Source organism: Phyllobacterium trifolii (genome assembly GCF_014192095.1).
Taxonomy (GTDB): Bacteria; Pseudomonadota; Alphaproteobacteria; order Rhizobiales; family Rhizobiaceae; genus Phyllobacterium; species Phyllobacterium trifolii.
In genome coordinates, this window is sequence record NZ_JACHXN010000019.1 from 85,285 (window position 1) to 103,453 (window position 18,169).

24 protein-coding genes and 1 pseudogene are annotated in these 18,169 nt (G+C 59.2%); 13 read left to right on the forward strand and 12 right to left on the reverse strand.

Features of this window, described 5'->3' with window-relative positions; translation table 11 throughout:
• Positions 1 to 4 precede the first annotated feature (4 nt).
• The 6 genes and pseudogenes from FHS21_RS23265 to FHS21_RS23285 all read left to right on the forward strand — a co-directional run bounded on the left by FHS21_RS23265 (position 5) and on the right by FHS21_RS23285 (position 3,055).
• Complete coding sequence (locus FHS21_RS23265) at positions 5 to 640, forward strand: DedA family protein (protein ID WP_183664205.1); 636 nt, start codon at positions 5 to 7, stop codon at positions 638 to 640.
• Positions 640 to 1,257: a class I SAM-dependent methyltransferase gene (locus FHS21_RS23270; RefSeq protein WP_183664281.1), complete on the forward strand. Its 618-nt coding sequence runs from the start codon at positions 640 to 642 to the stop codon at positions 1,255 to 1,257. The genes FHS21_RS23265 and FHS21_RS23270 overlap by 1 nt, the downstream gene beginning before the upstream one ends.
• 121 nt (positions 1,258 to 1,378) lie before the next feature.
• Positions 1,379 to 1,684 (forward strand): SAM-dependent methyltransferase, encoded by a 306-nt coding sequence (locus tag FHS21_RS23275; protein WP_183664207.1) that lies wholly within the window; start codon positions 1,379 to 1,381, stop codon positions 1,682 to 1,684.
• 1 nt (position 1,685) lies between these two features.
• Positions 1,686 to 1,988: pseudogene (locus FHS21_RS31835) on the forward strand (hypothetical protein); the annotation flags it as partial.
• Between the two features lie 150 nt (positions 1,989 to 2,138).
• Complete coding sequence (locus FHS21_RS23280; RefSeq protein WP_312879916.1) at positions 2,139 to 2,612, forward strand: DUF2147 domain-containing protein; 474 nt, start codon at positions 2,139 to 2,141, stop codon at positions 2,610 to 2,612.
• A gap of 71 nt (positions 2,613 to 2,683) precedes the next feature.
• Positions 2,684 to 3,055 carry a xanthine dehydrogenase family protein molybdopterin-binding subunit gene (locus tag FHS21_RS23285; protein ID WP_210283601.1) on the forward strand — a complete coding sequence of 124 codons (372 nt, stop codon included), beginning with the start codon at positions 2,684 to 2,686 and terminating at the stop codon, positions 3,053 to 3,055.
• Between the two features lie 90 nt (positions 3,056 to 3,145).
• Here FHS21_RS23285 and FHS21_RS23290 read toward each other — a convergent pair whose 3' ends face one another.
• Positions 3,146 to 3,514 (reverse strand): DUF1330 domain-containing protein, encoded by a 369-nt coding sequence (locus tag FHS21_RS23290; protein WP_312879917.1) that lies wholly within the window; start codon positions 3,512 to 3,514, stop codon positions 3,146 to 3,148.
• 110 nt (positions 3,515 to 3,624) lie between these two features.
• Here FHS21_RS23290 and FHS21_RS23295 point away from each other — a divergent pair, with 110 nt between their 5' ends.
• Positions 3,625 to 4,563, forward strand: a complete 939-nt coding sequence (locus FHS21_RS23295; RefSeq protein ID WP_183664208.1) for an AraC family transcriptional regulator — start codon at positions 3,625 to 3,627, stop codon at positions 4,561 to 4,563.
• 39 nt (positions 4,564 to 4,602) lie between these two features.
• On the opposite strand, the gene FHS21_RS23300 is transcribed toward FHS21_RS23295, so the two are convergent.
• Complete coding sequence (locus FHS21_RS23300; protein ID WP_246411159.1) at positions 4,603 to 5,295, reverse strand: TetR/AcrR family transcriptional regulator; 693 nt, start codon at positions 5,293 to 5,295, stop codon at positions 4,603 to 4,605.
• An 82-nt stretch (positions 5,296 to 5,377) separates the two neighbouring features.
• Here FHS21_RS23300 and FHS21_RS23305 point away from each other — a divergent pair, with 82 nt between their 5' ends.
• Together FHS21_RS23305 and FHS21_RS23310 are read left to right on the forward strand one after the other, a co-directional pair.
• Positions 5,378 to 6,115 carry an SDR family NAD(P)-dependent oxidoreductase gene (locus FHS21_RS23305; protein WP_183664210.1) on the forward strand — a complete coding sequence of 246 codons (738 nt, stop codon included), beginning with the start codon at positions 5,378 to 5,380 and terminating at the stop codon, positions 6,113 to 6,115.
• A gap of 156 nt (positions 6,116 to 6,271) precedes the next feature.
• Positions 6,272 to 6,928 carry a hypothetical protein gene (locus FHS21_RS23310; RefSeq protein ID WP_183664212.1) on the forward strand — a complete coding sequence of 219 codons (657 nt, stop codon included), beginning with the start codon at positions 6,272 to 6,274 and terminating at the stop codon, positions 6,926 to 6,928.
• 399 nt (positions 6,929 to 7,327) lie between these two features.
• On the opposite strand, the gene FHS21_RS23315 is transcribed toward FHS21_RS23310, so the two are convergent.
• The 3 genes from FHS21_RS23315 to FHS21_RS23325 are packed head-to-tail and all read right to left on the reverse strand — an operon-like array spanning position 7,328 to position 10,068.
• The gene (locus FHS21_RS23315) at positions 7,328 to 7,912 is read right to left on the reverse strand and encodes a dioxygenase family protein (protein WP_183664214.1); all 585 of its coding nucleotides are present in this window, start codon (positions 7,910 to 7,912) and stop codon (positions 7,328 to 7,330) included.
• A 54-nt stretch (positions 7,913 to 7,966) separates the two neighbouring features.
• A complete protein-coding gene (locus FHS21_RS23320; protein ID WP_183664216.1) occupies positions 7,967 to 9,049 on the reverse strand; it encodes an aldo/keto reductase in 1,083 nt (360 codons plus the stop codon).
• Positions 9,050 to 9,075: 26 nt separating this feature from the next.
• Positions 9,076 to 10,068, reverse strand: coding sequence for an MBL fold metallo-hydrolase (locus FHS21_RS23325; protein WP_183664218.1), 993 nt, complete (start codon positions 10,066 to 10,068; stop codon positions 9,076 to 9,078).
• Positions 10,069 to 10,238: 170 nt separating this feature from the next.
• Between FHS21_RS23325 and FHS21_RS23330 the strand changes: the two genes are divergently transcribed.
• The gene (locus FHS21_RS23330; protein ID WP_183664220.1) at positions 10,239 to 11,144 is read left to right on the forward strand and encodes a LysR family transcriptional regulator; all 906 of its coding nucleotides are present in this window, start codon (positions 10,239 to 10,241) and stop codon (positions 11,142 to 11,144) included.
• 17 nt (positions 11,145 to 11,161) lie between these two features.
• Here the strand turns inward: FHS21_RS23330 and FHS21_RS23335 are convergent, their stop codons facing one another.
• The 3 genes from FHS21_RS23335 to FHS21_RS23345 are packed head-to-tail and all read right to left on the reverse strand — an operon-like array spanning position 11,162 to position 13,238.
• Positions 11,162 to 11,917, reverse strand: a complete 756-nt coding sequence (locus tag FHS21_RS23335; RefSeq protein ID WP_183664222.1) for an MBL fold metallo-hydrolase — start codon at positions 11,915 to 11,917, stop codon at positions 11,162 to 11,164.
• Complete coding sequence (locus FHS21_RS23340; RefSeq protein WP_183664224.1) at positions 11,856 to 12,350, reverse strand: lipocalin-like domain-containing protein; 495 nt, start codon at positions 12,348 to 12,350, stop codon at positions 11,856 to 11,858. The genes FHS21_RS23335 and FHS21_RS23340 overlap by 62 nt, the downstream gene beginning before the upstream one ends.
• A 54-nt stretch (positions 12,351 to 12,404) precedes the next feature.
• The gene (locus tag FHS21_RS23345; RefSeq protein ID WP_183664226.1) at positions 12,405 to 13,238 is read right to left on the reverse strand and encodes an SDR family oxidoreductase; all 834 of its coding nucleotides are present in this window, start codon (positions 13,236 to 13,238) and stop codon (positions 12,405 to 12,407) included.
• 91 nt (positions 13,239 to 13,329) lie between these two features.
• Here FHS21_RS23345 and FHS21_RS23350 point away from each other — a divergent pair, with 91 nt between their 5' ends.
• Positions 13,330 to 14,229: a LysR family transcriptional regulator gene (locus FHS21_RS23350; protein ID WP_183664228.1), complete on the forward strand. Its 900-nt coding sequence runs from the start codon at positions 13,330 to 13,332 to the stop codon at positions 14,227 to 14,229.
• 103 nt (positions 14,230 to 14,332) lie between these two features.
• On the opposite strand, the gene FHS21_RS23355 is transcribed toward FHS21_RS23350, so the two are convergent.
• From FHS21_RS23355 to FHS21_RS23365, 3 genes are all read right to left on the reverse strand, one after another.
• Positions 14,333 to 14,662, reverse strand: a complete 330-nt coding sequence (locus FHS21_RS23355) for an Atu4866 domain-containing protein (RefSeq protein ID WP_183664230.1) — start codon at positions 14,660 to 14,662, stop codon at positions 14,333 to 14,335.
• Between the two features lie 107 nt (positions 14,663 to 14,769).
• Complete coding sequence (locus FHS21_RS23360; RefSeq protein ID WP_183664232.1) at positions 14,770 to 15,324, reverse strand: nuclear transport factor 2 family protein; 555 nt, start codon at positions 15,322 to 15,324, stop codon at positions 14,770 to 14,772.
• Positions 15,325 to 15,387: 63 nt separating this feature from the next.
• Positions 15,388 to 16,443, reverse strand: a complete 1,056-nt coding sequence (locus tag FHS21_RS23365; RefSeq protein ID WP_183664234.1) for an aldo/keto reductase — start codon at positions 16,441 to 16,443, stop codon at positions 15,388 to 15,390.
• A 96-nt stretch (positions 16,444 to 16,539) separates the two neighbouring features.
• Between FHS21_RS23365 and FHS21_RS23370 the strand changes: the two genes are divergently transcribed.
• A complete protein-coding gene (locus tag FHS21_RS23370; RefSeq protein ID WP_183664236.1) occupies positions 16,540 to 17,430 on the forward strand; it encodes a LysR family transcriptional regulator in 891 nt (296 codons plus the stop codon).
• Here FHS21_RS23370 and FHS21_RS23375 read toward each other — a convergent pair.
• The gene (locus FHS21_RS23375) at positions 17,414 to 17,662 is read right to left on the reverse strand and encodes a hypothetical protein (protein WP_183664238.1); all 249 of its coding nucleotides are present in this window, start codon (positions 17,660 to 17,662) and stop codon (positions 17,414 to 17,416) included. The genes FHS21_RS23370 and FHS21_RS23375 overlap by 17 nt on opposite strands.
• A gap of 134 nt (positions 17,663 to 17,796) precedes the next feature.
• Here FHS21_RS23375 and FHS21_RS23380 point away from each other — a divergent pair, with 134 nt between their 5' ends.
• Positions 17,797 to 18,168: a MarR family winged helix-turn-helix transcriptional regulator gene (locus FHS21_RS23380; protein ID WP_246411160.1), complete on the forward strand. Its 372-nt coding sequence runs from the start codon at positions 17,797 to 17,799 to the stop codon at positions 18,166 to 18,168.
• The last annotated feature ends 1 nt before the right edge of the window (position 18,169 follow it).

The window sequence follows — 18,169 nt, forward strand, 5'->3', positions numbered from 1 at the left end:
GATTATGGATCCGCTCGGAAACCTTGTCGACTGGATTGCGGTCTACGGCATATTCGGCTTGTTTGCGATCGGGCTGGCGGAACGCTTTTTGCCTGCCCTGCCCTCCTATGGGGTCCTCGTTGCCATAGGCATTGCGGCCGAGGACGACGTCTGGGCCCTCCACACCGCTGTCATCGCGACGACGGTCGGTAGTTTTATGGGCGCCCTCGGTCTCTACCTTCTTGTACGTGCAGTCGGGAAAAAGCGGTCCGCAACGTTTCTCTACTCGATCGGCGGATGGGTGGGTCTATCGCAGCCACGTATCGACTGGACATTGTCCTCCCTGCGGGATCGGGAACGAGCGCTTACGATCCTGTCGCAACTCATTCCCACCGTGCGGTTGATTTCGCCCGTAGCGGCCGGGCTTTTAGGTACGAATACGCTGCGGTTCGTATCCGGCATAACGGTCGGCATCGTTCTGTGGAACGGCCTGTTCATCGCCGCAGGTTACCTGGCCGTGCTGGCCATTCCTGGCATCAATTCGTCCGCGCTCGCGCTGAAAATACTGGTCCTGCTTGTTGTCGCGGAACTACTCACAGCCTTCGTGTGGCGGCTTCAGCGACGATATTCGATGCGCGTGAATGCCGGAGCAAGCAAATGATGACAAATAAAACTGCTGATGCGCTTTTGTTTTTTCGGGCGTGGCTTTCCGCTCCGCTCCGGGTCGCCTCCGTTACCCCGTCTGGGCGCGCGTTGTCTTCTCTTATGACAGCCGAGATTTCCGCCAAGACGGGCACGGTCATCGAATTAGGTCCGGGGACGGGCGTTTTTACAGAGGCATTGCTGCAGCAAGGTGTCGCTGAAGAAAACCTTGTGCTGATCGAATATGGCGAGGATTTCGCGGCCGAGCTCAGCCTCCGTTTTCCAACCGCAAGAACCATCCAGATGGATGCTGCCAAATTGCGCAAGTTGCCGCTTCAACCATCTGCTCCCGTCGGCGCCGTCGTCAGTGGCCTTCCTCTACTGTCGATGCCGATCCGTAAGGTGCATGCCATTCTGGAGGGCGCATTCTCGCATCTTCGCCATAATGGAGCATTTTACCAATTCACTTACGGTCCACGTTGCCCGATCGCCAGACCCTTGCTCGACCGCCTCGGCCTGAAGGCGAAATATATCGGCTACACCCTCGCCAATATTCCACCCGCGGCCGTCTATCGCATCAGCCGACGACGACCGCGCAGGGTTTCCGATCGGACGCATCAGGATCTGTCGTTTTAGTCAGCATCAGCCCGACCCGCATGGCTCCTTTGTTCCGGGTGAGGCCGTTCGTCCCGGGACATGCCATCACAGCCCGACGCGGTCCTTCAGCACCCGGCCAAGCTAATCTGAGAGATCGAACATGCATCAAGCATTTTCCTACGTTTTGCTTGCCGCTGTTTCGTCGGTGTGCCTTTCGCTGCTATTTTTCCACGCATTGACGAGGGTACCGTCTTGGCCGCTGGCAGAATCGGAAGCAGCCGATGTCGTTGCTCTCTTGCGCGACGCGACCCTTCGTCGCTCGGCTATGATTTACGATCTGGGGTGTGGATGGGGCTCGCTCCTGATCGCACTCGCTAAAGCTTTTCCCGACATGCACGTGAAAGGCGTGGAGATCTCGCCTTTCCCGTGCTTCGTCGCCAAGATGCGGACCCAGGCGCCTCCCTAACGTCTCGGTCGTGAGAAAGAACTTTTATAAATGCGATCTGGCGGATGCCGACGCGGTATCGTGTTATCTCATGCCCAGCGCAATGCCGCGGTTATCGAAGTTCCTGGACGAGAGCGTGCGCCCGGGCACCGCCGTCATCACAGTCACATTCTGGTTTCGGGGAAGGTGGCCTGAGACGATAAAGACGGTCCTGGTTTGCGCGGTGCTGTTGCCTTGTATGTCTGGCCAGCGATATCTGCTCCAGACCACACCGGGTAATTTTCCCCACTTTGGATTCGCAACGACTGGGCAGCGCAGCCCTTGATACGGACACGAATCCCACGGTGCCTGGCAAGGCACCGAAGCCCCAAAAGTATCAGCCGTGGAGGATCAGGCACATAATTTGAGGTTTTCGACATTCTACAGCGGACGCCCCGGCCTTAGTTTTTCTCCGTAAGCGAAAAAGGAGGTCGATGTGCTGAAATCGAAAATCAGGAAGTTCTCACTGGCAGTCATGGTTACGGCTGGATTGACCGGATTACAAATCACCGCGGCTCTCGCTCAAGCTTCGTCGCCAAGCGAAATCGAGGGCGTTTGGGAAACAGAGGAAGGCAACTTCAAGTTCGAAGTGTTTGACGCTGGCGGGAGCTTTGCGGCGCGGGTCATTTATGGCGATCGGCTGATGGAAACGGACGGCAAGACTTTCAAGAAAGACACCCACAATCCTGACCCCAAGCTTAGGAGCCGGTCGCTCGAGGGCATCACCTTCCTCACCGATCTGAAATGGGATCCACAAGATCGCCGTTGGGAAGACGGCAACTTCTACGATGGATCGTCGGGGCGCACTTATTCAGGGCGGGCATCGATGCGAGATGGTGCGCTCGAACTGCGAGGATATGCGGGGACGCCACTCCTCGGACGGACTATGGTTTTGTATCGCGTACAATGACGGCCATCCCTAGGAACAGTCGCAGTTTTCACAGTCTGGCCGCGAGCTGGAGTGCAGGATTGCTTGTGGCGGTGAGTTGGCTGAGCGGCGTTATATTCGCCGCGTACATCATTGCCTTTTTCGGCGGAACCATCGTTGGCGGCGACGCCTATCGATGGAACGAAGCGTTGCCCGGTCTGTACGATCCGTCATCGCGACTCTCGACGAGCGCCATCGGCGCCCACAACGATCTTGCCGAATATGTCGTACCGGTCAACGCCGACATAGGCGCCATCGATGTCGATTTCATCGACCAACCGGACTTCAAGCTCAACCCATCGGGCGTCAAGGGTCTGGGAGAAGTCGCTATGGTCGGAGCGACCGCAGCCGTAGTCAATGCCGTCTACAATGCGACCGGCAGACGGATCCGGCATCTGCCAATTCGCATTGAAGATCTGCTGTAGCAGCCATTCCCAAACGGCAAGGCATGCGGGATCTAGAGGGCAAACAAAGCCCGAAAGCCTTTCGGTTCAAATGCCGAAGTGCCTCCGCCCTCAGAGCCTCATGATGTTGATTGGCTGCAGCACTGCCTCTTCCAGGGCCGACATCCGGATCGGATCGGCAACGGCGTAGGCAGGGTCGGCAATCATATCGACGAAAGCTGTCCGCTTCGGGTAGCGCACCAGCGCCACCGCGTCCCAGGATTGACCGGGTTCGGCGCACAGCGCTGGCGCGCCGTCGCCGGCGAAAAGGATATCAGCGCCATATCGGGCGACGATCGGTGCCGCCATGGCGAGGTAGTCGAGATAGCGCTGGCGTCCCCCATCTGCCTTGAACCGAAGCAGATTGAGCATGACGATGGGCTGGTCATCGTCTTCGGCGAGAAAGCGGTCAACATCAGCGGCGGTGACTTTAATCATCATAATTCTCCAGTAATGGGGCCACAGCCTCGTTCAGTCTTCCGGCAAATTATGCTATCGCGTCTGCACGTTCCATAACGCAAACCCCAGGATACTTTATCTAAAGCCCAAGAATGGATCCCTTCCTTGATATTATCCGACTGCTGCGGCCGCGCGCCGCCCTTCTGGGTCGCGGCATGGACGCCGCCGGTGACTGGGGCCTGAGCTTTCCAGCGCTGGGAGACCTGTTGTTTTGCTGGATAGAAGACGGCACTTGCCAGTTGATACGACCTGGTTGCGATCTGCTGTCGCTGGAAAAGGGCGACTTCGTGCTGCTGCGGACAACGCTTTCCTTTACGCTGACCTCAAATAGGGAAGTAGAGCCATTGGACAGCGTCGCGGCGGTGGCCGCCAAACAGGAGGGACGGTTGAAGCTGGGCTCCGGCCAGGAAAGACCGATTTCGCTCCACATGGGCAAATTTCTGTTTTCGACAGCCAACGAGAATCTCCTGACGGGGCTTCTCCCGCCCATCGTTCAGATCCCCTCTCGTTCACCCAAACTCCACCGCCTTCACAACCTGCTCACGCTGATGGAATCCGAAGGCCGCGATCCTGGACCGGCCAGCGAGTTCATCATCATCCGTCTCGTCGAACTGGCACTGGTCGAAATTCTCAGGATGCCGGCGTCGGATTTTCCGGAACAAAGTGTCGACCCCGCCAGCCGCGGTCTGCTCTCCGGCCTTCGTGATCCCGTCACGGCCAAAGCTATTCGGGCCATGCACGAAAATGTCGGGCAAGAATGGACGGTCGAGTCTCTGGCGAGGCTTTGCGGTGTCTCGCGGTCCGCCTTCGCCACACGCTTTCGTGCCGTCGTCGGGATCGGCCCGATCTCGTACCTGTTGCGGTGGCGCATGGCGCTTGCCAAGGAGGCGCTCACGTCCGGAACGGCAAGGATGGAGGAAATCGCCTTTTCGATTGGTTACAAGTCGGCGAGCGCGTTCAGCACCGCCTTCACACGTGCTGTCGGCTGCTCACCGAGCCGCTTCACAGAAAGCTCGTCCCGCTCCCCATAAGGGAGGAGCCTTGAAGCCCGCTACTGTTCTGATTGGCCTTCACTGCAAAGGGTCAGGCTTACTCTGCATGCTGTGATCGATGCTGCCGGTGATATTGTCCCAGCCGGAAAGCGCAATTTCCGCCACAGCATGCAGTTCGGCGCGATCCGCTCCATCGCGGGCGCGGATCGCCATGCCGCTCTGGACGGTCTGCACGAACCTCGCCAGTTTGGTCGTGTCTGCCGTGGCCTCAAGGTCACCATCGCTCTTCGCTCTGTCGAAGCGCGCCTTGAGGAGATCGAAGCCACCCGCACGAGTCGCTCGCATGAGTTCACCCAGTTCGGAGTGTCCTTCGCCGCCCACAGTGGCGAGCGTCGCCATGCAGCCATGCGGCAGATCGCAATCTCCACCGGTCATGGCGATCGCGGAATCCTGAAGAAATGCCAGCGCTGCCTCTCTCGCGGTCGAAGCCGCCCTGAAGCGCGCCCAGACCAACCCCTCGTAGGTCGTGTAGTAGTATTGGAGCGCTTCCGCATAGAGCGCGTCCTTCGAGCTGAAGGCTGCGTAAAGGCTCTTGGTTCCAATTCCCATTACGTCCGTCAGGTCGGCGATCGAGGTCGCTTCGTATCCCCTGATCCAGAACAGCCTTGTCGCGGCGGCAAGCGCAGTCTGGCGATCAAATTCCCGCGGCCGACCGCGTGACGGACGACTCGACGGTGAACTGGCTGTGGGCATCGGAAAACTATTTTTCATCGATCACTGCATAAATCAGTTGACGGCAGTTTGCAACGGCTCTACCTATTTATACATCGATCACTGCATAAAAGGAAAGAACATGGAATTGCTTGGAAAACGCGCCCTGGTGAACGGCGGCTCCCGCGGAATAGGGGCCGCGATCGCCATTGCGCTGGCCGAGAATGGTGCCGATGTCGCATTCACCTATCAGCGCTCGGCAGACAGGGCTGCATCGGTGGTTCAGACTATCGAGGAAAAAGGCCGGCGCGGGCTTGCCATTCAGGCCAACAGTGCCGACCCGGACGCCATCCGTTGCGTCGTCAGCCAGACGGTCGACACACTTGGAGGCCTGGATATCCTGGTGAACAGCGCGGGTATCGGAACCGCTGGCATGACCGCGGATCTGGCACTCGCCGACCTGCAATCCATGCTGGATATCAACGTTCGGGCCCCTGTCCTGTTCGCACAGGCATCGATCCCGCACCTCTCATCCGGCGGCCGAATTATCTCGATTGGATCCTCTCTGGCGGAGCGTGTGCCTTTCCCGGGCGTGACGGCCTATGCCATGTCGAAGTCGGCGCTTCTGTCGTTCACGCGGGGCCTTTCGCGCGAACTCGGGCCTCGAGGCATCACGGTCAATCTTGTTCTCCCTGGTTCAACTGACACAGAAATGAACCCCGCCAATGGCGAGAATGCTGATTATCAGCGGAGCCTCACATCGCTCGGCCGTTTTGGCGAGCCTCGTGAAGTTGCCAGCGCAGTCGCGTTCCTGGCGGGTCCAGCTGCAAGTCTGATTACCGGCGCAGTTCTCAATGTAGACGCCGGCTTCAACGCCTGATTTGATCCTCCGCCTTGTTCGGACGTCGTACTTCACGGCGTCCGATAGCCTCGAATCACGGATTGATTGCTGTCGGAAAGGGCTCACAGCCAGTCGATGCTCGGCTTAACACCTGATAAGCACAATCGGTTGAAGAGAGCTCAGCGGGAAGAGAGCATGGTTACCATCGACCGTGAACCGCCGAACGGAAAATTGCCGCCGTCGACAAAGCGATCGCTCCGCCTCCATGGCATGCTCATGCACGTTGCCGCCAAGTCAGTCGACGAAACGATCAGCTCCGAGCAAGGCGCTAATGCGATGTTCAGGCGCAGAATGACTCAAGGGAATCATATGAAGCTTGTAGCAGATAGTTCCAGGATCCCCCTGCTTCTGCAGTCAACCTCCCGCTTGTCGGGACAAGACACAATCCGGGAAGCACAGGAAGGAAAGGTAAGCAGAAACGTCCCCACCGTCTCTCTAGATTCCCGACATGGCTCTAAGCTTGCAGACGCCCTATGGTCGATGGAGAGCAACGGCGTTGTGTTGGACCAGAAGCCGAATTGCACCGCGCTCCATAAGGACGAGAAACCCGATGCAGCTGACGAGTTTCTGAAGGTGTCTAATATGACCCCGGCTGAACGCATTCGCTACTTTTTCCTGAAGTACCGAGAGCTGGCTGCAATGAGCCAGCAAGACAAAGAGGCGATCGAAGAACAAATCCGCCAGATCATCCTTGAACGCCTTGGGCTGGAAAATGAAGACGGGAAGTCCGGCGAAGACGCCGTTACGCCAGCACCTGAGGAAGATTCCGTACCCTCGGATGCGAGATCGTAAAGCCTAGTTAAGTTGAAATTATTTGCCATGCGGTTGCCTGAATGATTCGACGACGGCTGAAGGCAGCACCGCAGATGGTCGCTCGATAGTTAACCTGAGCAAACGTCACCTGCCGAAGGGTGGGCCTTTTGGACCGTTTGTTCGAGGACGGCAATGACCCGTTGTAGACAGCGAACGCGCCGCACGCGTTTCAAAAGTTTCCGTGGGTGTGCCCGCACGGTGGTAATCAAAGTTGATTGCTTCGATCGGTCGTAAGCGCGATTTCCAATAGAGGCCTGGAGACGCGCGCACCAGTTTGTATCGGTCATTCAGGTTCTTCAAATGCACACAATGCACGTCGAATCAAAATAAGAAACTGCCAGGGCGACTGAACCTTCCCGCTATAGACGCCATCCTTCGTCAGACTACGAAATCAAACCGTCCGAACTTTCCGTCACGGGTTTGCTTGATATCCAGGAGGAGTGCCTCGTGAAACAGCCTGTCTCCAGCATTTCTGGGCTCTCCGGGAAAGTAGAGTTGGGTTGTGAGGACGCGCCCACCGGGGCGCTGGACCTTGAAATGGAAATGACGCGTCCGGCCGGGATAAAGCGCGGGCACGATGGTGTTGAACCACCAGCGCCCTTGGGCGTCGGTGAACTGGTGGCCCCGCAGGCGGAAACCCACGCTGTCATAGTCGCCGTTTTCGTCCGCATGCCAAATCTCGACGAGGCTGCCACCAAGAGGCCGGCAGCGATTGTCGAGCACGGAACCGGCGAGCGTTATTCGCTCGCCTCCGGGCGCGTCAGGATACAGATCGCGTTCGAGCGGGGAGTTAAGCCTGAGGAAGGGGCCGGCTTCCCGTTCGAGGGTCAGTTCGTTTCCATCGTCACATGCAAGGGTCAGCTGCAGGTCGGGAGCAGCCTGCGCGAACGCCTTCATTCTCGCCACGTCGATGAGAGGCAGCGTTAGAAAGACCGTAAGAAGCGACCGTCTGGTGGAGGGCAAAGTCGGTCTCCCAGTGATTTGTTCTACGGTGACTACGAGATAGTCGAGGGGGCCTTACCGCAGGCGCTGTGCCGCATGCGCCTGTGCCTCTCGGATAAGGCCGGAATACATATTCTCTTTGCCGGGATACCAGGGCATCGTGCCGATGGAGCCGAAGCCGGGAATCGTTTCCATATGTGCGACCATGCGGGCACGCATGCGCTCGTCCGGAAGCGGGCCTGTCATCGCCTGGACATTGTCACTCACGTGGTCCGGGTTAGAAGTGCCGCAGAGCACGCTTGTGACGGCCGGGTGCGCCATGACCCATTTGAGGAAGAACTGCGCCCAGCTGGTGGCCCCGAACTCCTGCGCGAAGCCGGGGAGCGGCCGCCCCTCGACCACCTTCATCAATCGTGCCTTTTCAAGCGGCAAATTGATAAGGACGCCAGCGCCCTTGTCGGCAGCGGCAGGTAGCAGGCGGCGCTCGGCATCGCGGTTGAAGATCGAATAGTTCGTCTGGATGAAGTCGACATCGTCGCGTTGGACGATCGCCAATAGCTGGTCCTGCGCCGCCGACTCGTGATGGGTCACGCCGACATGGCGTATGAGGCCTTCCTTCTTCCATGCCTTCATCAACGGAATGACGACAGGCGCGTTGGTAATGCTGTGGCATTGCATGAGATTGATCGTTTCACGCCATGTCCGCATGCGCGATTGCCGGAAGCTTTCAACGGCGTGGCTTTCGTCTCCGAGATACTCTCCTGTCGACCAGACCTTGTTGGCGAGGAACATCTCGTCGGATCCTTGAAACTCTCCCATGAACTGGCCGACACTGACTTCCGCCGAGCCGTAGAGGGGCGACGTATCGACCACGCCGCCGCCTGCGGCCACGTACCGTTCGAAGACCTGGCGCAGAGCGTCGCGGCGATCCCCCGGCTTCAGGTCGAACGTCAGGAAAGTGCCGAGCCCCAGGGCTGTAACCCTTTCGCCGGTACGTGGCAAGGTGCGGGTCAGTACGTCCGGGCTTGATCCAGTGGCTGGCGACGCAGCATTCGTCCCCGGGGTCTGCGCCGTAGCGTTGGTGGCGAGTGCCAGCCCTGTTGCCGCCGCACCCATCGTGCCGAGGAAACCGCGTCTGTTGATTTTTGACTGGTCCATGAGATCTCTCCTTTTTTCCTTGACCGTCAGAACTGCCAGTGGGCGGGAACCCAGGCGTAGCCGCTATCGGTCTTCAGCATCCGGCCAAGACCGGGAAATGGATAGTGGAAGCCAAGTACGGGCATGCGCTCGGCAGCCGCCCTATCGAAGATGCGCCGGCGGGAGGAAAGGGCCGTCTCCTTGTCGCGGTCTGGGCCCGGAAGCCAGGGCCTGTCGACGTTGACAACAGGGTGATAGGCAAGGTCTGCCGTCAGCAGCAACTGGTCGTTCTCGGAATGGACAAGGAAGGTCGCCATGCCCGGCGTGTGCCCGGAGGCGGCGATCGTCGTCAGGCCAGGCACGATTTCGGCACCGGCTTCATAGAGCTCGATATCGTTCATGAACGGCTCGAGGCTGTTCTTGATGTTCGCCGCGAAGCGCAGACGGAATTCCTCCGGCACCGGCATGTAGGAAAGATCCGGATCGGTGCGGACGAAGAAATCCCAGTCTGCCTTAGGAACGAAGACCGTGGCGCGGGGAAAGGCCTTGCCGCCGTCTGCGGTTCTTAGATTGCCGACATGGTCGGGGTGGGTGTGGGAGATGACGATCGCGTCGATGTCCGCGGCATCGAGACCGATCGCCGCGAGATTATCAAAGATGCGTCCGCCATTCGGGCCCATGGTCTTGCCGGCTCCGGCTTCGATCAGGATCCGCCGGCCGCCGGTCTCGATCAGCAGCGTGTTGAGGTTGAGCGTCATGTGGTCGGTCGGCAGAAATGCTTCGCGCAGGACCTCCTGAAGCTCAGCCTCGGGTGCGTCGCTTGCATAGACGCGAGGCGGGCCACCGATCACGCCGTCGCTCAAGACAGTCGCGCTTATTTCGCCGACGCGGAAACGGTAGTGACCAGCATTGCCGGTCACCGGAGACGCGGCCTGTGCGTTGGCGCTGCCAGAGCCACCCAGACTTGGAATGAGCATGCTTGATGCGCCTGCGACGGCCGATAGCATGATTGCACGTCTGTTGAGAGTGAAGGCATTCATCGGTCTTCCCTTCTGCGTTGGGCACTCTTTCGCTTCATCCACTTGCACGGGAAGTACCCGGGCTAAGTAAGCAAAACGGCGCGGTATTAAGCTCTAGGCTAACCATGACATGGGCCGATTGATCTGATAAGCTGCGTTAAGTTTATCACCTTGATTAGAGATACTTCTCAATGGGCCCTATTCGTCTGGACAGCTTCGATGTATTCGTGGCCATCGTGCGCTGTGGCGGTTTCCGTGCAGCAGCACTCGAGCGAGGGGTCTCTTCATCGGCCTTGAGCCAAACGATGAACACCCTGGAGGAGGCCCTCGGCATCCGGCTCCTCAATCGAACGACGAGGAGCGTGTTTCCTACGGAGGCAGGACAGCGCCTTCTTGAACGTCTGGCACCTGCGTTGAGCGACATCAGGCTCGCTATCGCAGAGGTAGACGAATTGCGCGATAGCCCATCCGGAACTCTCAGGATTAACGCGCCGGCACCGGCTGTCGATCATTTTCTCTGCCCGCTGGTATTCGACTTTATGGATGCTTATCCCGAGGTGAAGATCGAGATCATCAGCGATGCGGCGGTCATCGATATCGTGGAACAGGGGTTCGATGCCGGCGTCAGGTTCGGCAAACAGCTCGCGCAGGACATGATTGCGCTGCCGCTTGGACCTGCACTTCGTTATGCAATCGTAGCTTCACCTGACTATATCAAGAGGTGCGGGCCGCCGCAGACGCCGCACGAACTCGTTGGTCACGACTGTATAAGACGTCGTTTCCCTGGTGGCACCCTCGTCACCTGGCGGTTTGCCGAGGGAAGCGAAGATATCGAAGTCACTCCCACGGGCCGCCTGACTGTCAGTTCTGCGCACAATGAACTGCAAGCTGCACTGGCGGGCAGAGGAATTGCTCATGTCTTCGATGACTACGCCAAACCATATGTCCAAAGCGGCCGGCTGGTAGAACTTCTCTCTGACTGGAGCCCCACCTTGCCACACTGGTTTTTATACTACCCGAGCCGCCGCCTCCCGAGCGCCGCCATGCGTGCGTTTCTTGATTACATGAGGAGCTACGATTGGCAGGCCAGGGACTGACGCCGTCCCGGCCGGCGTCAGATCAGGAATTGATGGCTCACCGGCACGAAGCGAAAGCCCGTATCCAACGTCTCGACATAGCCAGCCGACGGATGAGGCATGTGATAGCCGATAAACGGGATTTTCTCGGCAGCCAGCATACCGAATATCCTTCTGCGACTGCTGGCAGCGGCGCCTTTGTCCATGTCGAAAGAAACTTCCCAATCCGGTTTTTGCAGGGAAGCAACAAAATGGTTTGCCGTATCGCCGGTCAGCAGCAGGCTGCGCCCTGCCGATTCCAACAGGAACGCCATGTGACCGGGTGTGTGTCCGGCGGCCACCATGCTTGTCACGCCCGGCGCAATCGATGCACCGGCGCTGATGAAGGCCATTTTCTCCCTGAGAGGCAGGACCTTTCTCTGAATAAACGTCGCATGCATGGCGGCCGGCGTTCCTGTAAAATCGGTTGAATTCCAGAAGGCCCATTCCGCTTGGCCAACGACATATCGTGCCTGGCTGAACGCTGGACGATCGCCGTCCGTGAGCCCGTTGATGTGATCGGTATGAAGATGAGAAATCGCCACGATTGTCACATCGGATGACGCATAACCCGATGCTGCGATACGGCTCGCCAATTGCCCGGTGCCGAACTCCCTGCCCTCCGGCCCGTTGGTCGAAGGGCGGACGCTCGGCGAGGTCGAGACCTTATGTAGTAGACCGCCCTTACGCGCCTCATTTGACCCGCTGAAATTCGATCCTGATTTCAGTGCCTTCCGGCCTGCGGAATTTTTCAATCATGCGGTCACCAGTCACGACTAGCGTGAGATCATCACGTGTTCGCACGCTGCCAATCCAATTCGGAAAAGTCGCCCCTTCAACAATATTGCCGCTAAATTCTCCTTTTTCATCAACGGTGTAGGTTCCGAAAAATGCGATACTGCGCGACATGGCCATACGATTTTCATCATCCGTTCCCTCACCGCGAGCATTGGAAGCAAACCGAGGAATGTCGGCGTCGGTAAGGACTTCAACGAAATGCATGTCGGGGGTGAAGACGAGAAGACCGTCGGGGTTTTCTCCATAGGCGGGAATATTTTTGCCGCCGGGATCGATCGTCGCCGAAATCATCCGCCAAGTGCCCACTACCTGGTTTTCTGCGGCGGTTTGCGCAAAGGCAGAAGATGAAAAGCTAAGGGCGAAAGCCAATATGATTGGTCGAATGGACATGTTGTTTCCTTTCCTGTTCATTAGGTCTGTGTTTCCAGGCCGCTGTCGCGCGGTTCACAGATCCTGCCGGTCGGCGGAATTCGCCACTCCCCGCTGCGCCTCAAGGGCAGCGAGGCGTGCGGAAAGCGCCTGTGAGATAGAGGAATAGGCCGTGCTACCCAGTGCCAGCCGCAATGGCGGTGTTTCGCTCTCGGCGGCTGATATGATTGCGGCTACGGTGCGCGCCGCATCTCCCTTGATCTCGAAGCTGCCCTCAGTGATCGCCCGGCGGACGGCGCCGGCAGGGGTTTCATGGTAGGCATCCATCGGTTTCGCGCGGACGAGATTGGCTCCGAAATTTGTGCCGGTCGGTCCCGGCTCGGCGATAATGAAGTCGATGCCGAAGGGACCCACTTCCTGTGCGACGGACTCGACGAAGCCTTCGATACCCCACTTGGTTGCGTGATAGAGGCTGAAGCCCGGATAGGCGATCTGCCCTCCTTCGGATGAGACCTGGACGATCCGTCCCCCGCCTTGCTTTCGAAGAAGGGGCAGTGCGGCACGGATCAGTTGGATGGATCCAGTAAGGTTGGTGGCGATTTGCCGGTCGATCTCTCCATTCGTGAGCTCTTCCGCAGCACCGAACAGGCCGTAGCCGGCATTGCTGACGATCACGTCGATGCGGTCGTGACGCTCGAATGCGCGCTTGACGGCCGAGCTTATACTCTCCTGCTTGACCAGATCGAGCGGAACGACATCGAGGCGTTCGCCGAAAGCCTGCTTGAGTTGCGTCAGCGCCTCCGCGCGGCGGATCGTTGCGACTACCTTGTGTCCCTGGGTGAGCAGCTGTTGCGTCATCTCGAGACCGAGTCCCGAGGAAGCGCCGGTAATAAACCATGTCTTTGGCATGTGAACTCCTTCTGTCCATGCGAATGTAAAACATCAACATTGGTGATATAAGATCCTCAATTTGAGATGAGATGGTGAGGATATTTCACGAATGGTGCGCCCTAGTTTGAACGATCTCGCCGCCTTTGCGGCGGTGGCCAGTCACCAGAGCTTTCGTCGAGCGGCCGACATAATGGGCGTTTCGCGCTCGGCACTCAGCCACGCGATCATCGCTCTGGAGGCAAAGCTGGGCGTGCGGCTCTTCAACCGGACGACACGCAGCGTGTCGCTGACCCAGGCCGGCGCTCGCCTGCTCGCACGCCTCGATCCGGTTCTTCAGGATCTCGATCAGGCACTCGATACCCTCTCGGAGGAACGCGGCACCCCAAGTGGCTCTCTTCGGATCAATGCGAACAAGAGCGGTGCCCGCATCCTGCTTGCTGACGTCGTTCCACGCTTTCTCGATCTTTATCCCGATGTCGAGCTTGATCTGGTTTCGGAAGGTCGGCTCGTCGATATCGTCGAACAGGGTTTCGATGCCGGCATACGCCTGCTGGAAACCGTCCCGAAAGACATGATCGCAGTGAAGTTCGGTGGCGACGTGCGTTTCATCGCCGTGGCGGCGCCATCCTATCTCGACGGCAAGGCAAGACCGCAAACACCCGACGATCTTCATGCGCATTGCTGCGTTCGCCAACGTTTGCCGAGCGGAAAGCGCTATCGCTGGGAGTTTTCCCAACGCGGCGCCGAAGTCGCGATCGATGTGCCGGGTAGCCTCACACTCGATGACAATGATCTTCTCGTGCAGGCGGCGGCGAACGGGCGCGGTATCGCCTATGTCCCGGAATACTTCGCCCAGCCGTTTCTGGGGTCCGGCCAGTTGGTGACCGTGCTTGATGACTGGTGCCCGCCGACCCCTGGTCTGGCCCTCTATTACCCGCGCAGCCGACACGTCCCATCCCCGCTTCGGGCCTTCATCGACCTCTTGCGAGAGGTGGACAGAACACGATGACGGGGCGACGGGAAATGGCATCCGACCCTGTCAGATGGATGAGGAAGACCTGCGGCACCCATTGCTTTGAGCTGTTTTCGCATCGCGAATGCCCTCTGGTATGTCAGGGCGTCGCTGGCTTGCGACGCAAGATCATGCCGCCATGGTGCAGTGTGTTGGCATCGACGAAATCGCCGTCGGCAGTGAAGCCCGTGTCGTCCCAGTACTCGATATGCGTCCCGTCGACTTCGTAGCGGCCCTCATAGGCTCGCTCACGCTGACCGCGGGCCTCGACATAACGTCCGCCCGGGAGAAGTTCATGGCGAACTCGGTTGTCGTCGGTGACCCACATGCCAACATAGGGATGGTTCGGCTGCAAGTTGGTCTCCTGTGCATCCACGGGTTGGATCGAAAGGGTGGCCGCTGTGATGAGTGCTGCAAATGGCTGTCGCATGGTCGGGCTCCGTTAAGCGTTAGTGTTCTCGGTATGGAGGCGATCGCGCATGTGCGCGCGGTGTCGGTTCGGCAGACACTCAGTTCTGCCGAAACCGCGGGCGTCGGTCATTGGGAACGTGGGGCGTTGTTGTCGACGACCTGCTGATAGGCAACGAGGTCCAGGAAGGCTTCCGCATTGACGACGAGGCCGTCCTTCATCTTGAATATCCAGACAAACTGGTTGCGATAAGGCGCGCCCGACGTCGTGGTCGCCGTTCCGTCGAAGCGGATGATGATCGTGTCGCGGTCGGCAAAAATGTCATGCACCTCCGGCACGACCGGCGTCGCAAGGCGGCTGGTCAGGGGACGTGATGCCTGTTCGATGAAGTCCTTCTGGTTGCGATAGGTGCCGGCGACCGACCCGGAGCCATGGATCGTCCACACGACGTCGGGAGCGAGAAGTTCCGCGAAGACGTAGGTGCCCCCGCGCCATTTTTCGAAGGCGGCTTCGACGATCGCCCTGTTCTGCCGTTCGATCGCGGCACTGTCCGGAGCCTGCACCTGCGTTGCCGCGGTGGTGGCAATGGCTGCGCCCGGCAGGGCGAGCGACAGCAATACCAGTGTGATCAGAGCTGTTCGGCTCGCACCGGCGACCCAATGTGTTGCCGGGAGAATGGTCATGGTATTTATCCTTTCCTGTTGCTGAGGGCTTGCCAGGCCTATCGACCTGCCATGAAGCTGCGGTCAGTTGCGGCGTTCGACTGCGGCACCGCCGAAGATTAGTTGCTGGACGAGGGGGCGTTGCGTGAAGCGACCGGGAAAGACGGGGCTCGGTGCGCTGATCCGGTTCAGTCGATCCAGTTGTTCCGGTGCAAGCACCAGATCCAGAGCTCCGAGATTGTCCTCGGCCTGGGCGAGCGTGCGGGCGCCGATGATGGGGGAGACGACGGTCGGATTGGCCAGCGTCCAGGCAAGCGCCACGCGCGATGGTGTGGAGTTGGCCTCCTCGGCGACGGCTCGAACCTCGTCCGCAATTTCGATCGCACGTTCGTTCAGATGCCCGGACGGAGCTATGACACCCTTTCGGCTGGCAGCTGTCGCCTCTCGCGAATCCTCGACGTCGGCAAGGGAGTATTTGCCCGTGAGCACGCCACCGCCGAGCGGCGACCAGGGCAGCACTCCCAAGCCCAAAGCCGCAGCCGCCGGCAGGAGCTCGTGCTCAACGGTCCTCTCCACGAGGCTGTATTCGATCTGCAGCGCCACGAAAGGAGACCGGCCGCGGATGTCTGCGAGCGTTTGCATTTGTGCGACGCGCCATGCAGGCGTGTTGCAGATGCCGAGATAGAGCACTTTACCGGACCGAACGAGGTCGTCGAGCGCTCGCATGACCTCGTCTGGCCGGGTCGTCATGTCCCATGCATGGAGATAAAGGAGGTCGATGCGATCCGTGCCGAGCTGCGTCAGGCTCTGCTCGACGGAGCGCACCATGTTCAGGCGGTGGTTGCCTCCGGAGTTCGGGTTGCCCGGTTCGCGCGCCATCGTAAATTTCGTTGCAAGGACGATCCGCTCGCGCTTGTCGCCGATGAAGGTCGCGAGCAGGCGTTCGGCGCGGCCATCGGTGTAATTTACCGAAGTGTCCACGAAGTTGCCGCCCCGGTCGACATAGAGATCGAAGATGCGGCGGGCCTCGTCGCCGTCCGCCCCCCATCCCCAATCGGAACCGAAGGTCATCGTACCGAGGCTCAACGGCGAAACTCGCAAGCCCGACTGCCCCAGAAGTTTGTAGTGATCAAGCGTCATATCGGCTGTCTCCTGGTTGTGAGATCCAAGGTAGATGCGTCAATGAGAGCGAACAACTTGCCCAATGATGACCACCGTGGTAACTAATTCTAACCAATGGCAGTCGATCTGAATGGCATTTCTGTTTTCTTGGCAGTCGCCGAAGCGCGAAGCTTTCGCATGGTCGCGGAGAATTTGGGCGTCACACGGCCAGCCGTCAGCCAGGCCATCCGCCGTCTCGAAGATCGGCTGGGTGTCGCGCTCGTACGGCGCACGACGCGCAGTGTCGGTCTCACAGAGGCAGGCGAACAATTGTATCAGAGGGTGGCGCCGGCTATTTCCGAAGTCGGACTGGCGCTCGACGCGACGGCGGACCGCGACAGCGCACCGAGCGGACGGTTGAGGCTGGCAGTGTCATCGATCGCCGAGCAGTTCATCTCCGGTCCGCTTCTGGCGCGTTTCGCGGACACCTTTCCCGCCGTTCAGATCGACGTGACCGTCACGGACAAGGAATTCGACATTGTCGCGGAGGGCTATGACGCGGGGGTACGTTTGGGCGAAGTCATCGATCAGGATATGATTGCGGTTCGGGTGTCGGGCGAGCAGCGTCAGGGCGCCTTCGCCGCGCCGTCCTACATCGAACGCTTCGGCAACCCCGAGCATCCTTCGGAACTTTCTGCCCATCGGTGCATCGGATGGCGTCCGGCGCCACACAGCGCACCCTATCGTTGGGAATTCGGCCAGCATGGACGCGAGTTCGACGTGGCTGTCGACCCCCAAATCACCACCAACGACATGTGGCTTATGATCCGAACAGCATGTGCCGGCGGCGGCATCACCTTCGGGATGGAGGACACCTTCAAACCCTATGTCGAATCCGGTCAGTTGGTCCCCCTCCTTCGGGAGTATTGCCCTCCGTTTGCCGGCTTTTTTCTTTATTACCCCAGCCGGCGTAATCTTGCTCCGAAGCTTCGGGCACTTGTCGACCATGTTAGGCGGTGGCGATAGCGCTCGCCCATGACATCGCTTTCGTGACAGGCACTACGGGCCCGGCCAGGTCGATGCGGGACGCCCCGAGGGCCACGGCTACCTTGAAGCCGTTGCCGCATCGCGGATGGTCGCCTGGATTGCCCGCTCCATCGCATCGCTTTCGTCGAAGACGGCCGTCATCATGCGCAGCTTTCTGGCCCAACATCGCTGACATCACCTCACCTGACCCGGTCTCGTCGGGTCTTGACATTCGTTCGCTACCTTGCAATTATCGTATGGTAGCGAACGAAATGGACGGGCTTTCCCTTGCGCGATCAGGCGGATACCAAAAAAATCTCCGTGGGAGCATGGACGAAGCGGTGTTACTTCGCCGGCCGGGCGCTCATGGATGAGCGCCTGCGGCCCTTCGATCTGGGATCCACGCAATGGTATGTTCTCTGGCATCTCGTCAACAACGGCCCGTCCGTCCAGCGTGACCTCGGAAGGGCACTCGAACTCGAACGGGCGACCTTGAGCGGAATAATCGCCACGCTGGTCCGAAAGGACCTGGTCGCGCAGACCGCAAATGGAGGCGATCAACGTCAACGTCTGCTGACGTTGACAGCTGCAGGTGAGGCGCTGTGGCGCAAACTTCCCGATCTTTCTTTCATTCACGACGCTGCATTCGGCGGGATCGACGAGGCCGACCTGGCCACGACCATCCGTGTCCTCAAATCAGCGACCGAACAACTGCAGGCCCTGTTGCGTAAGGATTGAA

Bases quoted from the DNA above. Each gene is read 5' to 3' on its own strand.
- FHS21_RS23265 (WP_183664205.1), top strand. From the start codon at position 5: ATGGATCCGCTCGGAAACCTTGTCGACTGGATTGCGGTCTACGGCATA.
- FHS21_RS23270 (WP_183664281.1), top strand. From the start codon at position 640: ATGACAAATAAAACTGCTGATGCGCTTTTGTTTTTTCGGGCGTGGCTT.
- FHS21_RS23275 (WP_183664207.1), top strand. From the start codon at position 1,379: ATGCATCAAGCATTTTCCTACGTTTTGCTTGCCGCTGTTTCGTCGGTG.
- FHS21_RS23290 (WP_312879917.1), bottom strand. From the start codon at position 3,514: ATGATGATTAAAGTCACCGCCGCTGATGTTGACCGCTTTCTCGCCGAA.
- FHS21_RS23295 (WP_183664208.1), top strand. From the start codon at position 3,625: ATGGATCCCTTCCTTGATATTATCCGACTGCTGCGGCCGCGCGCCGCC.
- FHS21_RS23300 (WP_246411159.1), bottom strand. From the start codon at position 5,295: ATGAAAAATAGTTTTCCGATGCCCACAGCCAGTTCACCGTCGAGTCGT.
- FHS21_RS23305 (WP_183664210.1), top strand. From the start codon at position 5,378: ATGGAATTGCTTGGAAAACGCGCCCTGGTGAACGGCGGCTCCCGCGGA.
- FHS21_RS23310 (WP_183664212.1), top strand. From the start codon at position 6,272: ATGGTTACCATCGACCGTGAACCGCCGAACGGAAAATTGCCGCCGTCG.
- FHS21_RS23320 (WP_183664216.1), bottom strand. From the start codon at position 9,049: ATGGACCAGTCAAAAATCAACAGACGCGGTTTCCTCGGCACGATGGGT.
- FHS21_RS23325 (WP_183664218.1), bottom strand. From the start codon at position 10,068: ATGAATGCCTTCACTCTCAACAGACGTGCAATCATGCTATCGGCCGTC.
- FHS21_RS23330 (WP_183664220.1), top strand. From the start codon at position 10,239: ATGGGCCCTATTCGTCTGGACAGCTTCGATGTATTCGTGGCCATCGTG.
- FHS21_RS23340 (WP_183664224.1), bottom strand. From the start codon at position 12,350: ATGTCCATTCGACCAATCATATTGGCTTTCGCCCTTAGCTTTTCATCT.
- FHS21_RS23345 (WP_183664226.1), bottom strand. From the start codon at position 13,238: ATGCCAAAGACATGGTTTATTACCGGCGCTTCCTCGGGACTCGGTCTC.
- FHS21_RS23350 (WP_183664228.1), top strand. From the start codon at position 13,330: ATGGTGCGCCCTAGTTTGAACGATCTCGCCGCCTTTGCGGCGGTGGCC.
- FHS21_RS23355 (WP_183664230.1), bottom strand. From the start codon at position 14,662: ATGCGACAGCCATTTGCAGCACTCATCACAGCGGCCACCCTTTCGATC.
- FHS21_RS23360 (WP_183664232.1), bottom strand. From the start codon at position 15,324: ATGACCATTCTCCCGGCAACACATTGGGTCGCCGGTGCGAGCCGAACA.
- FHS21_RS23365 (WP_183664234.1), bottom strand. From the start codon at position 16,443: ATGACGCTTGATCACTACAAACTTCTGGGGCAGTCGGGCTTGCGAGTT.
- FHS21_RS23370 (WP_183664236.1), top strand. From the start codon at position 16,540: ATGGCAGTCGATCTGAATGGCATTTCTGTTTTCTTGGCAGTCGCCGAA.
- FHS21_RS23375 (WP_183664238.1), bottom strand. From the start codon at position 17,662: ATGTCAAGACCCGACGAGACCGGGTCAGGTGAGGTGATGTCAGCGATG.
- FHS21_RS23380 (WP_246411160.1), top strand. From the start codon at position 17,797: ATGGATGAGCGCCTGCGGCCCTTCGATCTGGGATCCACGCAATGGTAT.